Here is a 15,251-nt window from a genome sequence, read left to right on the forward strand (position 1 = left end):
CACCTTCCCCATACATAAAAGCATCGCAGATAGCTTCTCATTCGCCTGTTAGCCGTTGGGACCCATAATGAGATGATCGAACCAACGACGCTCTACTCCGCGTACGTCATTCACTACCTTGGGCTCTAAATCGAATACCATCGCCGGACGCGTATCAGTATTGTAAGCGGGCCACTCAGGGAGTAATTCATGGTTTGGATTTCCGGTTTTCGCAAATGCAATCCACGCTTCACTCATTAAGTCGGCGATACGTTGTGGCTCAGCGCCTGTGCCAGACATCGATGTGGATTTCGCAACATTATCAAACACCAGACCTATTTCTAACGCATGAGGCGAACGCCACTTGCCACCATCGACTGGCGTATTCCAATTCAACATATAAAAATAGGCCGGTGCACCGCCCTGCTCAGCTTTGCGTTCGACTTGCGCCGTATGTGCGCGCACAAATTGCGAATCGGTTGTCGCGGCAAAAAACACATCCGTCGGGTTATAGTCTGGATGTCGCTGTCGGTACTTAGCAATGATGTCTGCTGGATCTGTCTCGCGAACATTTTTCGCCAATAGCTCTGGCAACTCTTCCCAGCTCAACGTGAACGATTGCGGAAATCTCGGTCCTAGAAAGATACTGCTCTCGGCTCTATTGAACCCAATCAGCATCGGCACATCTTTAGAAACTTCAGGGGCATCGGGTGTAAATGGGTGACGATACAGATTTCTATTGTCAATCACTGGCCCCCAATTTGGGCGGGCCCCTTTACGCATCGCCGCGCCCACCGCTTGCTGAATTTCCTGAGTTGAGAATGTTGTAATATTTGATACGCTGTCTGGCGTTAAACCCAACTCCGTAATGACTGCCTTCCCTAAATCACTCGCCGTCTGAGGCTCGATAAACAGCAGCCAAGCACCACTTTGCACCGCCCCTTTATGGAATAGGCCTTTTGCACTCGGCATAGTCATTAACGTCGTCACCTTAGCGCCGCCGCCGGACTCACCAAAAATCATCACGTTGTCAGGGTCGCCACCAAATTGTTCGATATTGTCACGCACCCATTCCAGCGCAAGTTCAATATCAAGGATCCCAGCATTGCCTGAGTCAGCGAACTGTTCATCAAACTGGCCAAGATAGAGATGCCCAAATACATTGAGGCGGTGATTAATGGTGACCACCACCACATCGCCGCGATTCGCTAATCGCGTACCGTCATAACCATGACTCGCACCCGACCCTGCGGAGAAACCACCCCCGTGCAACCACACCATCACCGGTCGTTTTTTGCCGTCATTTAAACCGGGAGTCCACACATTGAGGAACAAACAATCTTCGTCGTTATCTTTTCTATTCGCCCATGATGCGAATAAGCCTCCCCCCATACCACCTGACGCTTGTGGCGCTTGAGAAGGGTAATCCAAAGCGTCTTTTATCCCTGACCAAGCGGCGGGCTTCTTCGGCGCTTGAAAACGTGTGGTCGCCGTATCGGCACCATAGCGAATACCCTTAAACACATTGATGCCTGACTCTTGCACACCGCGTACTTTGCCATAGGCGGTGGTTGCAACCGGTGAAGTATCAGCATGGATGAGCGCACTCCCCATGACCAACACCGCTGTGATAAGTGCGCGACCGACGCCGAATAGGGTAAGTTGTGACTTTGTTTTAAAACACTGAATATCGCACGCCATGGTTTGCGCCTCCTAGCGGGACCTGAGTCGATGAATCTGCGAGAAAATTGTGACTGACTAGCTGCATTTATTATTAGTTTGCTTAACAAACTATATGTTTTTTACCCAGCCATTCCAAGCCATGTGTAATGTATTAACAGTCCTTTACCGACAATAGCAAAGGGCGTCTGCTAGCCCGATCCTTGGTCGTGAGTTAGTATCCCAACTCCTTAATGTAGAGGCTCCCAACATGCGTTTGCTCATCACAACACCCAAGGTTCTCAAGCCACTCATCGCCACCATTCTAGGTTTAGCCGCACTCACCACCACACAGTGTTTATATGCAAATACACTGGCGTCAAACACAATGGCCTCAAACACAATGTCATCAAACACATTGGCGGTAGGCGAAGTCGGAGATTACTCGGTGATCGAAGAAGAGTTTGTTTATTCGGTCGTTGGGGACGGCATTGAACTAATGGCTCGCAGCTATAGACCCAACACAGAGAAGACGCTACATGCCCTCGTTGAAGTGCATGGCGGGGCATGGAATTTATATGATCGCACCGCGGGTGAACTCTACAATCGCGCGCTCGCGTCAGCGGGCCTGTATGTGCTTGCCATTGATTTCCGTCAAGGCCCCAACTTTAAACACCCGCTAGCCAGCCTGGATGCCACATCAGCCGTTCGCTATTTAAGAGATAACAGCAGTAGGCTCAACCTAAATCCTGACACCATCGGCATTGCAGGCAGCTCTTCAGGCGGACACCTAGCGCTGCTAAGTGGCTTGCTCCCAGATCATCCGCAACATTTCGCGGACGAGAGCATCAAGCCATCCACCTCGGCCAGCGTAGACTACATTATCGCGCTGTGGCCCGTATCAGATCCCATTTACCGATTTAATTATGCAAAGCGAATTCAGCGAGAACCACTGATTAAAGCACACCTAAATTATTTTGGTGATGAAGCCGCCATGAAAGACGCGAACATTGTGCGTGTGTTGGGTGAATTGAACGTAACACCGCCCGCGACATTAATTGTACAGCCGGGCGAAGATAAAAATATTCCTCTAGAAATGACACAAAACTTGGTGAGTGCGTATCAATCCGCCGGTGGCGCAGTGGATTATGCATTCTATCCCGGCGAGGCTCATGCATTTGCCCACAAGGCTTCGGCGGCGACCGACGATTGTATTCAATTGATGGTTAATTTTATTCGTCGACAAGTCCAATAGACCGACAGCGGCTAGCACCTTTAGCGATCGGCTGATGTCCCAGCAAACGATCGCTAAATCACGATGACCTGTCCCACTTGGTTTGAACCAGCGTGCTACTGAGCACAAAACCGCTGAAGCTTACGACGATCTTTTTTGGCATGCTGCAAATCACCCGCGGCTTCCGCACGCACTGCATTGTTTTCCCAATGAGCACACGGAGGTTCGAATTGTTCCTCCGCGATATACGCGGCCACTTTTTTAAGCTCATCCAATGGCATAGCCACCGCTGGCATAAGGCCCAATTGATCCACCGCATGCTGGAACCTTACTTTATCCAGACTCGGCGATTTCGCGAAGCTGGCAACCAATTCAATGAATTGCTCATCACTCTCAGCAATTTTTCTATACTGCCGCTGCACGCCCCACATCGGCGGAGCCAAGGGCGGGTCAATGGATGCATTGTGACAGGCGTTGCAAACGGGAAATAAACCTTTCCCTTCTTCCGCTTCCGGCGATAGTGCATTCACCTGAGCAACGAAGGCACAGAACGTTAAAGAAACAATTCTCATTTTTATCAAAAACTTCACAGGCTTATTCCTTATTGGTAACTCAACCGCTTGGGTAAATGGAGATTGTCAGAGCCAATGCCACAACTTAATCCCCTGTATATTATCACTTAGTGTAACCAACCAAACCCGGAGTTTCCCTGTTGAACAGGAATACAGTCGTTACTTGAGATATATCAAATAGCAATCAATAAACGGGTTCTGTGAGGAGGCACCAGGTGAACTAATGGGTGACTTCGCTGAACATCCAAGTGCAAAACAACACGCGATGCGATGTTTTAGCTATCTCGATTATGCGAAGCGGAAAGCCGGAATATGGTGGAGTGTAGTCAGACCCTTTAGTCTAGTCTACAACCCTGAACGGCTGGGGCTCACTTTCAAACCCCACTTCCTCGACGATCTTGCCGCTTTCATCAAATCGAAATAGGGTTATTCCCTCCCAGATATGGGCCGGGTCAATGTGTTTCTGATCTTCGCGTATTGGGCCCATATAGTTTGCGACTAAACGCCACTTTAAAAATACCTTATCGCCATCGGCCATCGTCTCCGGAAAATCGATCTGCGTCACAGACCACCAGGCTGGAAACCAAGTGAGCAGACCTCGCACATCTTCTCGACCATGGAGCGCGGTCTTACCAAATAGTTTTTCGAAAGCGGGGTAACTTATGGTGATGTTCTCGGACGCTAATTCATCAACAACGGATGAATCCGAGCTGTAAACTCCTTGAAAAAAGCGCTTTGCCGTAGCGATTCGTTGGGCTTCAGACGCTGCGCTAGCGCTGTTTGCAGCACAGACTAAGACTAGCGTTCCAACGACGAACGTAAGTAGGTGTTTAATTATCATCTTACATTCTCCAGGTGTTAGCGCCTTAAATATTGAAGAGCATAATTTTTATAATAGGTTTCGCCCGCGGGGGAGTTATTTCTTTATCTGCCTAAAAGAAGTAACCGAGACCGATCCTACGCACTCACCCCTCAAGTCGGCCTTCGGCCTCTCTGCGTTACTCGACGACTTAAAGGACGAAACATCTGAGCGTCACACCACGGCGCATTAAAGCTTTAGTATATTATTTTTTGGTACCTAGATAATCTCTCAGCCCTCTAGACAACGCGATAGGAAAAAGAGTTTGATGGGTCTCGCCATCAAAGATAAGGTTAGAAATTTCAATATCGATTTTTGTATTACTTCTCAGCGCCTCACCAAAGTCGAGCGCGTTTTCTTTCATTTTTAATGGCCCTGATACCTCTTTTGATGGATCGGGGTTGGCAGAGACGATTAGAACGCTGACTTGCTCTTGAAAATCGTCTTCTTTATTTTGTTCTATCTTAAAAATTGAACCCTTGTCATACCAAAAGGAAGGGTCGCTGAGAATATAGTAATCGAAAGCACTCGGCGCCTTCTTCAAGACATACCCACCAAATAAACCACCAAAGGAATGGCCAGCGTATATTTTTCTATTAAGGTCAGCACGATAGTGTTTACCCAGAAACGGAAATACCTCCGTTGTGATAAATTTGAGATAAGCATCCGCCCCTCCGGAGTGTTCCCGAGCCTCTTTCGAATGGTAGTTTGTTTCGTTGGGCGCATAAGTCGGTGTGTAATCCCGCGTTCGACTTATCTGCCAACTCACCTCATCCGAATAGGAAATCCCTACGATTATCACCTCGCCTATGTTGTTAGAACGAACCAGCTGACGCACCACACCCGTGGCCAATGGAAACCAGGCATTTCCATCGTTGATGAAAATAAACGGGTAGCGTCGTGTAGCATTTTCATCGAAAGACTCTGGCAGCTGTATGAAAAGGTCGTAACGCCGCTCCAAGAGCGTGGAGTCGAGCGTGACAACTTGTGATCTATCAATAGAAAATGGCGGAGGCAAATCGGCCATTCCTAGTGAGCTGATTAGTATGAGACAGATTGCACCTAAAAAGTGTTTCATCTTATTCTCTTAGCCCATAGGGATTGAGGCCGTTGTCGGTATTTCTACAGACTGAACGAGACTGTCGAAAAATTAAAACAACCCATTTTTTCCAATTTATATACTAGAAAATTGGACTGTTTTCGCAAATATTTTTGGTTTAATCGCCGTAAAAATAATTCGAGGCCACTCTCCGCACGAAAAAGGTTCAAATACAAAACACCAGAGGAGATGTATTTTGGAATTTAATAAATACTGTCGCGGTTCAAACTTGATACTAAGACTCACCATGCTTTCTCTCTCTAGGTGCGGCGAGAACTAAAGCCCCTACTAAAGCCATACCAAGCCCCATGAATTGTATAACCTTATCAGAAGTTTTAGCTCTATCTACATATTCACTAAAAGGCAATGGAAAATAGTCGCGCTCCATATTTTTAATTGCAACGGCGTGACACGCTTCCTTTTCATATTCACACGCAGCGCTATAGAATCTGTAATTGAGGTTGTATTTAACCTTACTCCATAGTTCGTTTGTTTCATAATTGGATGGGTTATTTACATAGAATACACCCCTATCCTCCATTACAAATATTGCTTGGTAATATTCTGCTCTGTGCCTCAGACTATATGGATTATCTACCACCTTGCGCGTGTCTTTCTTTGTAAGTTTTCCTTCGATATAAGGAACTTTATTTATATTTTGTCGATACAAGTGCGGATAATGGTCCACGAATAGAATAATCAATACCCCTAAGACCAACATACCCGCAGCTTTTGGCTTACTTATTTTTATCATGCTAGTGCTAACAGTTTATTAAAGAACGCGCCTAGATATGGATACTGTCTCCATATCTAGGCACAAATATCCAAATATGGACACCAAGTATCCACATCTAGGCACAATTGTCTATATATAGGCGCGCTCTTTAATTCAGGGGAAAAATGTATCCATATATAGGCGCGTTCTTTAACTCCGCAAACGGGAGAATGGCATTTATTTCATCAATAAAAACAAACTCACAATGATACTTTCTATTAATCATCTTTGAGGTGCATTATCACTGTTCAGCTGTCGCAGTTGCGATCAGCTGCAACTACTTCAACCTCTCCCTCAAAAGATTGGCGCTGGGCTAGGGTAATTGGGTGGATGGCCTTTTCAAGACGTTGATGAAACACTTCCTGTGTTTCACCCTGCGGGCGCCACAAAAGACGGCGTCCCAATTTGCTCCATGCAAATTGGCCTGAGGCAGGACGCCGAAGAGAGCGGCATGGATGCCGAACTGCGTGCCTAGGAAAGGCCATCCACCCAATTACCCGGCACTAGAACCACCATACTAAACACCACTTCTAATACGAAAAAACCCGAGCATTTTTTCAATAACTCGGGTTTTTAAAACAACTGCCATCTAAAAAACTTACAGAGGATGCACTTTCACTGGTAAATGCGTGTAACCTTTTACAAAGCTCGAATAAATTCGTTGCGGCTCACCAACAACTTCAACAAACGAAAACCGCTTCATAATCTCTTCCCAGACAATACGTAATTGCATTTCGGCTAGGCGATTTCCCATGCAGCGATGAATGCCGAAACCAAATGACAAATGCTGACGTGCATTTTTTCGATCAATTATAAACTGGTCGGCATTTTCAATAACCTCGTCGTCAAGATTACCTGACGCATACCACATGATAACCTTGTCACCCTTCTTGATCGTCTGACCACCGAGGTTAACATCCATGTTGGCCGTGCGACGCATGTGCGCTAACGGTGTTTGCCAACGAATAATTTCAGACACCATATTTGGAATGATCGTAGGGTTAGCCCGGAGTTTATCGTATTCAGCCGGGTTTTCGTTAAGCGCCAACACACCACCGGAAATTGAGTTCCGTGTTGTATCGTTCCCACCAACAATTAATAGCAGCAGGTTACCTAAGAACTCATGAGGCGGCATCGATTTAGTGGCTTCGGAGTGCGCCAGCATCGAAATAAAATCCCCTTTTGGTGGCTGCTTGGAACGCTCCACAAACAAGCGACCGAAATATTCTGCGCATTCTTGCAGAATCGTCTCGCGCTCATCATAGGAATCAATGATTCCACCCCCAGGAATTGCCGTCGACACGTCAGACCAGTAAGTTAAGAGGTGACGGTCCTCAAATGGAAAATCAAACAAAGTAGCCAACATTTGTGTCGTTAATTCAACCGACACATAGTCAACCCAATTGAATTCTTCACCAACGGGACACGCATCCAACAATTTCGCAGCGCGCTCGCGAATGACGCCTTCCAACAATTTTAAATTAGGGGGAGCAACCGCACCTTGTACGGCTTTACGTTGCTCATCGTGCTTTGGTGGATCCATGGCGATGAACATCGCTTGCTGAAAATCTTCAGGGGCGTCGATGATGCCGATTGTCGGCTCCGATGAAAACACATCGTGAGAGGTATCGACATGCATGATGTCACGGTACTTAGTGATAGACCAATATGATCCAACCGCTGACTCGGCGCAATAATGGACTGGTGCATCGCGACGCAAGCGCGCGAGAAAGGGTTTATAGGTGCCCTCTCGCCAAATACCTGGGTGAGAAATATCAATTTCACTGAGCGGCATGGTGTCAGCATTGCGCCCGACCATGCTCCAGTTTTTCTTTTCTTTCATTGACTGTTCCATCTAAACCCCCTCCGTTTGTTTAACGTTAAACGATGATGCCCCAAGACTTCGTTAGTATTGAAATTCAGGTGTGGTGACTTTAATTCCGTCGAGTGTGTCATCAAGAATAATTTGACAGGCTAGGCGCGAGTTTGCCTGGCGGTCTGGACGCAGCTCTAACATATCGGCTTCCGACTCGGATAGCTCATCGAGCTTACTCGTAAAAGCATCGTCTACAAACACGTGGCATGTAGCGCAGCTACAGGAGCCTCCGCAGTCGCCGTCGATACCTGGCACCATGTTATCTACAGCGGCTTGCATCACACTGGTGCCAGCTGCAGTCTCAACCGTTTGTTCGTTACCATCATGTGAAATGTAAGTCACTTTTATACTACTCATAAATATCCTTTCTTCAGAATTACTTGATTCTTCCTAGTTGTGAAAGTTAGCGACAATAACATTCTCCTACCCCAAAGATAAGCCCTTTTTGCGACCTATGAGTATTTAAACGCCCCATAAAAAGAAAGCGCCTATAAAGTCGCATTCAATAACTTGTAGTAATAAAGTTGTATTAATCACATGTTGTGACAGCGCTAACGTTAGTAGGGTTCGGGCGGTGGTGGATCAAAGCGGTTGTCTGTACTCGTCGCGTCGTAGGGGCGATAAAAATCTGGCGCGGATGGCTGATCCGGCTTCACGGCGGCACCGACCGAACCTGGGTGTATATTCTCTTCCACCCAGCCTTTATCATAAGGCGTCAAAAATATTTGATGCCAACGAAACGAGAGAATTTTCCATTGTAATTCTTGTTTAATATACTCCATCTCGTATTTGCCAAAATTCCAACCCGCTTTCATTTTCCCTTCACGAAAAATATTGGTGATACCCGGGCTCAACCAAACCGCTTTCGCTTGAGTGCCATCGTGATTGATTTCAATGGCTGGATTAACCGACATATGCATCACCATAAAACCAGGAATCGGTTTCGGTGGCGTCGCCGGTTTAGGCTGGCCAGCACGTAAAAAGTAGCGATGAGGCGCATCCGCGCCGCGCACAATCCCTTTGTTACTTAATTCAATTTCTACGTCGGGGTGATCGGCAAACAGCGAGACAATGTCCTGCCGTGCGCCGATGTTAATGTAATGCTGATAACGGGATTGCAACTTCCAGATTGCGAGCACATCGCTAGTGTAACGCGCTTCATTTTCGATGGCGTTTAGTCGAGCTTCCAGCTCACTTATTTTTTGTGATTGGTCATCACAGCCGATTAGACCAACCAGTACCAAACCCCAAGCTAAGACAACAAGTCTACTTCTCTTCATCATTTTATTTCCTACTCAGCGGCTTTTTCAAAATCTGAACGTTTGCCACAAGGACCACCAAACTCACCCGGCCAATTACCAATCCAATACTTCGTATCGGTTACCGGCGTTTCAATAGGCTCGCCAGTGACTGGGTTAGGGTAGTGAAACGGCACAACCCCGGTTTCGGGAAACGGATGATGAAACGTGCTGGGGCCATCGGGCTTCACGGTGTTGCTTGGACAACGAACACGAGGATTACTGGCCCAATCCCGATGATTGTAATTAATCGTGTCGAACACTAACCAAAACTTACTCAACTTCCATACGTCGTTTTCTTTCACAAAATCCAACGTATAAATCCCCAGTTGGCTACCGGTGTAATTGTCCGCACCCAAAGCACCACCCGCGCTCAGGTAATCGAATCGACCCGTTGCCGTTTTTCCATCCGGTGATACCGTGACAACATCTTTAATCATGTAATGCTTCGCCAAACGCCCAAACGCTAACTGGCCATCATCAGCACCTAGAGGCTTGCCGATCAAATCCTTCCACATACGAACACAGCCATCATAACCTTTAAACACGCCGTAACCGCTGATCTCGCAGGATTCGATATTTTTAGAAAACATCGCAATGACCTGATCGTAAAGCACATTGTCCATTAAGTAGGCATAAGTGAACGCCACCTGACGCACTTGATGGACATCTTCCTGCAGCGTAATACGGTGCTCTAGCGCCGCGAGTCGTTGTTCCAATCTGTCGATACGATCGTCTTGCGCCTGGGCTTGTAGAGAGCCCCCTATCATGACTATTGTAAAAAACCCTAAGACAAACTTCGTCAGTAGATATTGATGACTCATGCATCCTCCGAGAACAAATTTTCGTAGATAGTGCTAACTATTTTCACATACCCAACCTAGGATTGATGCACTTTATGCACAAAAGCAATGGGGCTACACACAAATACAGCCTACTCTTGATGTATCTCAAGGTTAGAAACAGGACGGAGTTATTTTAGGAAAACCTCGAATAGTTAGCCTTTTTCATCGACCAAGACATCGGGTAGATTCATACGTATAATCGCAGACGCTTTAAACCCAACAGCTCGAAGGATCGACTACCCTCCATGACAACCTTTAAAGACATTCTCGTCGCACACGATAGCGATACCATTAGCGAACAGCGGTTATTGGAATGGCTTGATAATGCGTTAAACATTCAGATTCTAAGTGAAACTGAAGTGGTTAACGACCTTATAGATGCGCAAGACAAAGGAATGTTGGGAGAACGTCTGTTCCAGAAAATACTGACGCTTATCAGCGAGAAAAATGCGTCCAACCTGGACAATGAGGATGCCGTCATAGAATGGGCGATAGCTGCCGATCGCACCATTGTGCCGAAATTTTTACCCTCACATGACTCTGCTGAGGATAATGGTAACCAGGTTGACCGTTCCATACCGAGTGACCTTGCCGAAGACGAAGATACGATCATTATCGATCGCCGAATGCCTCCTGCAGATGAGGATGCGACACGCATCGCTGTCACAAACTCATCCATACAGCCAAAAGCGTTAGACGATAAAACAATCACTAGAGCAAATGAAGATCTTGCGGAAACCGTCATCGCGCCGTTGAAACAAACCATCGAAGCAATCACACAAGTTGACGATGATGCAACTCGAGGGCCGAACGGCCGGTTAGCCGAGGGGGCAGACCAAGAATCGCAAATTAATGTCGGTGACACACTTAAACAGCGTTTTGTACTGGTAGAAAACATTGGACACGGCGGCATGGGTACCGTATTCAAGGCCCGCGACATTCGCAAAGAAGAGTTCTTTGATAAAAACCCCTACGTAGCCATTAAGGTACTTAATCCCGAGCTACGTAATACCGGCGAAGCATTGTACGCCCTCCAGCGTGAAGCCAAGAAAAGCCAAACCCTGTCACATCCCAATATTGTTACCGTCTATGACTTTGACCGAGACGAGGATGTTGCCTATATCTGCATGGAGTATTTGGAAGGCAAAACGTTAGATCAAATTATTTTAGATGAGCAATTTGAGCATGCCGACCATCAAACTATCATGGCGTTAGTTGAACGGGTCGCTCGCGGACTCGCATACGCTCACCAAGAAGGTTTCGTACATGCCGATTTGAAGCCCAACAATATCATTCTCACCGATGATTCAACGGTAAAGATTCTCGATTTTGGCATTGCACAAGCGGTTCGCAACACCGGTGCCGAAATTGATACAAGCAATGACGAAACGCATTTCGACCCATACACCCTTGGAGCCATTACACCGGCCTATGCCAGCCCCGAAATGCTTCAAGACCGCGCGCCCATTCCCGCCGATGACATCTATGCGCTGGGCTGTGTTGCCTACGCCCTGCTGACTGGCGACCACCCTTTCACCGATAAAGATGGCAACAAAGTCACAGCATTAGAGGCAAAACGAAAAAACCTCGTCGCCAAGCCTATTCCAGGATTAAAAGCTCGCTATTGGCGAGCGATTAAAAAGTCCTTGTCGTTCGATCGTAATCAACGTTATAGCAATGCGGGCGAATTCATCGACGCAATCAAACCGCCAACGAAGATACGCCGTTGGATGTTGGCGAGTATCGCCGTGTTGATTGTCTCAGTTATTGCCTCCAGCTGGTATGCAGCCAATCAGTCTAAGGCCAGTGTTGGCCTTAATGACTTACCACCTGCAATGGCAACACTTGCGGACACAATAAAACAAGGCGACACAGTCTTTGAAAATGGCGATATTGATCAAGCCCACAAATTATATTCTTTAGCATGGGAAGCATTCCAAGAACTGAACAATATCGACCCACGTGACCAATTTAAATTCAAGGTAATTATCGACCGACGCATTGACAGGATTGCCAGTATCGTAATGGCAGAAGCCGAAAACGAAAACAATGACGTATTTCGGCTTATTCAGCTCCAGTTAACGCTGGAGTTTTTATTACGTGGCGACGTGGGAACCCGCAACAACGATATTGAGCTAGCATTAGAAAAACTACAAACCAAGATTTCCAGGCTCAAATAAATTACTTTGCCTTTTCAAAATTTGCGAGGGTTAGCGAGCTAACCGTTGCAACAGTTGCCGTGAGATATCAGGCCACACCCTGTCCCAGCAACAATTGTGATCGAAGTCATCATACACAAGCAGCCTAGCTTGTGGGTCTTCGGCAACCGAGGCCACACTGATATTTGCCGGAATGGTTTTATCGTTACCAGCAACCAAATGCCACCGAAGGACGCTACTCGGCAACATCACATCCTGTGCATTCAACGACTCACTGAGCGGCAAATAATGAAAGTGATTAGTCCATGCAGAATGATCGAGGTTGCCAGCCAAAGTAACAACCGCCGCCACATCATGTCGTCGATTCGCGACCAGCAGACTCAATGCTCCCCCACCACTGTGGCCAACTAAAATGAGTTGCCTGCCACCCCACGACACTTGTAGCTGGTCAATAGTGTTGGATAACAGCTCAACTACCCGAAGAGAATAACGACCAGAAGTCCACCATGAAGCGTCGCAACGTTCCGGCATCTTTTTAAAGCCATAGCACGGACGATGAATATACGCCGCCGGATAGGATGAGGAAGCGGCCATCAAAGGCAAGACTACCGAGTTATGCGTATTTGGATTTTTATTCGGGATCACCCGGCGCCAGGGTCTGCCATCACCCTCTAAAAATATCAGCGCGTACTCTTTTCCAGCCTCTTCTTTCAACACATTATTTTTGTAAATGCGTATAGGAAGGGATAGAGCGGCCTCGCCCCTCTCCGCATCAGTAGTCGCTGTTAGGGTTTTAGCGTCGAAGTGAAAACCTGCAGCGGCTCTATCTAAGTCTTCGACCGGCGAAGCGCAACTAAGCAGCGACAGAAAAACACACAACCAAAGTTTATTTGAATGAACGCACATGATTACACACCAGAGCTTCGACCAAAGAAACATCTTCGGTATACTCCTACCACGCCATATTGGTCAGTAAAATCAGACCCAGTTCTTGGCCTACGTAGCAAATACACCACTATTTTGATCGAAGGGATTCAAGCATGATTAACAGCCATAAACAAGGAAGATACTCAACTCTCGCCCGACGCAAAGTACTAGCGACAATGCTTCCCGTCGTATCCACACTGCTTGTCAGCTGTAGCGCCCTAGACGACAACCAAAATGTCACAAACGACGGAATCCAATCGAAAGATTTATATATCGTCGACTGCTTACTGCCAGGCCAAATTCGCAAACTCGGGGCAATGACCTATTCCGCTGCACGTCGCGCCATCAAAACGACCGCCGTTGATTGTCGAATCCGTGGTGGTGAATACGTCGCATACGATCGCGCAGACTACCGCACTGCACTAAAAGTGTGGTTGCCAGCCGCCGAACAGGGCGACGCCGAAGCACAAACTAACGTTGGTGAAATTTTCGAGCGCGGCTTACGTGGCGATGAGCTGAGCTCAGAGCCCGACTACCCATCAGCCGCTGCATGGTATCAGAGAGCAGCCGAGCAAGGTTTTACACGTGCTCAAATTAATCTCGGTTACCTATACGAAAAAGGCCTTGGTGTAGAAAAAGATATTTCAAAAGCACTGAATTGGTACCGCCAAGCCTCTGGCCTTACGGAGGATCAATTAGTTTATGAATCATCCGCCAACCAGGCGCTAGATGAACTGCGCAATGAATTGAATGGCAAGATCAGCGTTGCAGAAAGCCAAACACAAATCCTCAACAAGCAACTTGCTCAATTGCGCAACGAACAACAAACACTTCTCGCCAGCCAACAAGCGTTGGAAAGCGCTTTAACTGAAGCCAATACTAATGCGACGAAAATCGAACTAGAAACCACGCAGACACAATTAGCTTCGGCACAACGGGAAATTGATGTTCTCACTCAACTATATGAGCGCGCTGAAATGGAAAGCCAAAGCTTACGTAGCGAGCTCAATAGTCTACCGACTATCGCCTATCGCGCGGCGGAACCAGCGCCATTGTTAGAACCGTATCGATTATCAGAGTCTAACCCTGTGCAACTCAATGACATTCAATTTGGGCGTTACTTTGCACTAATTATTGGCAACCAAGATTATTGGTATATTGAAGACCTGCGATCTCCCAAAAATGATACGTTGAATTTACAACGTGTACTCGAAGATAAATATGGCTTTAGTACTATTCTCATTCAAGACGCTGACGAAAAAAGCATTCTCAACGCGCTCAATGATTTACATGAACAACTCACACCCGAAGACAACCTTTTGATTTATTACGCTGGCCACGGCAATATTCGCAAAAGCAGTTCTAGTAATCGTCAGCGCGGTTACTGGTTGCCAGTTGACGCGCAGGCCGATCGCTTTTCAAACTGGATCAGCAACTCTGTAATCAGCGACCACCTCGACCGCATACAAGCGCGCTCCATACTTGTACTCGCCGACTCTTGCTATGCGGGCAACATGGCGTCGGATAAAAGCCCTTTTTTACTCGGAAGCGTTAACAAAAAACTATCGAAAGAATCCATTGAAGTCGGCCTCGCTCGACGCTCACGGTTAGTGATTTCTTCCGGCGGTATTAAACCCGTTCTGGATGGGACGCAAAGTCAATATTCATTGTTTGCAGGAGCACTAATCGACATCCTTGAAAAGAACGACAGTATCTTGCGAGATAACATGCTGTTTTCACAACTTGCCGTCAACGTTCGACACAGGGACAACAGCGGCGAGAATCAAACACCGGAGATGCGCCCAATTCGAGCAGCCGGTCACAGCGGTGGAGACTTTTACTTGGTTCCGAAACAAACGCTGGGTAGCAGCGACAATAGAAAGCCCAACGTTATTATTGCAAAAGTAGAACCATAAAAAATGGGGCCTTCGCCCCATTTTTATCCAATCACGCCCAACGCTTCTCGCGC

14 protein-coding genes are annotated in these 15,251 nt (G+C 47.0%); 4 read left to right on the top strand and 10 right to left on the bottom strand.

What is annotated here, in order from left to right; genetic code table 11:
• Window positions 1-48 precede the first annotated feature (48 nt).
• A complete protein-coding gene (locus ACZ5NB_RS15070) occupies window positions 49-1,680 on the bottom strand; it encodes a carboxylesterase/lipase family protein (RefSeq protein WP_460233059.1) in 1,632 nt (543 codons plus the stop codon).
• A 229-nt stretch (window positions 1,681-1,909) separates the two neighbouring features.
• On the opposite strand from ACZ5NB_RS15070, the gene ACZ5NB_RS15075 reads away from it, so the two are divergent.
• Window positions 1,910-2,893, top strand: coding sequence for an alpha/beta hydrolase family protein (locus tag ACZ5NB_RS15075; RefSeq protein ID WP_460233060.1), 984 nt, complete (start codon window positions 1,910-1,912; stop codon window positions 2,891-2,893).
• Between the two features lie 95 nt (window positions 2,894-2,988).
• Here ACZ5NB_RS15075 and ACZ5NB_RS15080 read toward each other — a convergent pair whose 3' ends face one another.
• From ACZ5NB_RS15080 to ACZ5NB_RS15095, 4 genes are all read right to left on the bottom strand, one after another.
• Window positions 2,989-3,462 (bottom strand): c-type cytochrome, encoded by a 474-nt coding sequence (locus ACZ5NB_RS15080; RefSeq protein ID WP_460233061.1) that lies wholly within the window; start codon window positions 3,460-3,462, stop codon window positions 2,989-2,991.
• A 322-nt stretch (window positions 3,463-3,784) separates the two neighbouring features.
• Complete coding sequence (locus ACZ5NB_RS15085) at window positions 3,785-4,285, bottom strand: nuclear transport factor 2 family protein (protein ID WP_460233062.1); 501 nt, start codon at window positions 4,283-4,285, stop codon at window positions 3,785-3,787.
• Between the two features lie 223 nt (window positions 4,286-4,508).
• Window positions 4,509-5,381, bottom strand: coding sequence for an alpha/beta hydrolase (locus ACZ5NB_RS15090; protein ID WP_460233063.1), 873 nt, complete (start codon window positions 5,379-5,381; stop codon window positions 4,509-4,511).
• Window positions 5,382-5,637: 256 nt separating this feature from the next.
• On the bottom strand, window positions 5,638-6,156 hold the full coding sequence (locus tag ACZ5NB_RS15095; protein WP_460233064.1) for a hypothetical protein: 519 nt from the start codon (window positions 6,154-6,156) through the stop codon (window positions 5,638-5,640).
• A 343-nt stretch (window positions 6,157-6,499) separates the two neighbouring features.
• Here ACZ5NB_RS15095 and ACZ5NB_RS15100 point away from each other — a divergent pair, with 343 nt between their 5' ends.
• Window positions 6,500-6,652: a hypothetical protein gene (locus tag ACZ5NB_RS15100; RefSeq protein ID WP_460233065.1), complete on the top strand. Its 153-nt coding sequence runs from the start codon at window positions 6,500-6,502 to the stop codon at window positions 6,650-6,652.
• Between the two features lie 123 nt (window positions 6,653-6,775).
• On the opposite strand, the gene ACZ5NB_RS15105 is transcribed toward ACZ5NB_RS15100, so the two are convergent.
• The 4 genes from ACZ5NB_RS15105 to ACZ5NB_RS15120 form a co-directional block, all read right to left on the bottom strand.
• On the bottom strand, window positions 6,776-8,032 hold the full coding sequence (locus tag ACZ5NB_RS15105; RefSeq protein ID WP_460233066.1) for a cytochrome P450: 1,257 nt from the start codon (window positions 8,030-8,032) through the stop codon (window positions 6,776-6,778).
• A 51-nt stretch (window positions 8,033-8,083) separates the two neighbouring features.
• A complete protein-coding gene (locus ACZ5NB_RS15110) occupies window positions 8,084-8,410 on the bottom strand; it encodes a 2Fe-2S iron-sulfur cluster-binding protein (RefSeq protein WP_460233067.1) in 327 nt (108 codons plus the stop codon).
• A 200-nt stretch (window positions 8,411-8,610) separates the two neighbouring features.
• Window positions 8,611-9,336: a nuclear transport factor 2 family protein gene (locus tag ACZ5NB_RS15115; protein ID WP_460233068.1), complete on the bottom strand. Its 726-nt coding sequence runs from the start codon at window positions 9,334-9,336 to the stop codon at window positions 8,611-8,613.
• Between the two features lie 8 nt (window positions 9,337-9,344).
• Complete coding sequence (locus ACZ5NB_RS15120) at window positions 9,345-10,175, bottom strand: nuclear transport factor 2 family protein (RefSeq protein WP_460233069.1); 831 nt, start codon at window positions 10,173-10,175, stop codon at window positions 9,345-9,347.
• A gap of 266 nt (window positions 10,176-10,441) precedes the next feature.
• On the opposite strand from ACZ5NB_RS15120, the gene ACZ5NB_RS15125 reads away from it, so the two are divergent.
• Window positions 10,442-12,376: a serine/threonine-protein kinase gene (locus ACZ5NB_RS15125; RefSeq protein WP_464107571.1), complete on the top strand. Its 1,935-nt coding sequence runs from the start codon at window positions 10,442-10,444 to the stop codon at window positions 12,374-12,376.
• A 30-nt stretch (window positions 12,377-12,406) separates the two neighbouring features.
• Here the strand turns inward: ACZ5NB_RS15125 and ACZ5NB_RS15130 are convergent, their stop codons facing one another.
• Window positions 12,407-13,261, bottom strand: a complete 855-nt coding sequence (locus tag ACZ5NB_RS15130; RefSeq protein WP_460233071.1) for an alpha/beta fold hydrolase — start codon at window positions 13,259-13,261, stop codon at window positions 12,407-12,409.
• Between the two features lie 134 nt (window positions 13,262-13,395).
• Here ACZ5NB_RS15130 and ACZ5NB_RS15135 point away from each other — a divergent pair, with 134 nt between their 5' ends.
• Window positions 13,396-15,198, top strand: a complete 1,803-nt coding sequence (locus ACZ5NB_RS15135; protein WP_460233072.1) for a caspase family protein — start codon at window positions 13,396-13,398, stop codon at window positions 15,196-15,198.
• Window positions 15,199-15,251 lie beyond the last annotated feature (53 nt).

The sequence above is a fragment of the Aurantivibrio plasticivorans genome, from assembly GCF_055392955.1.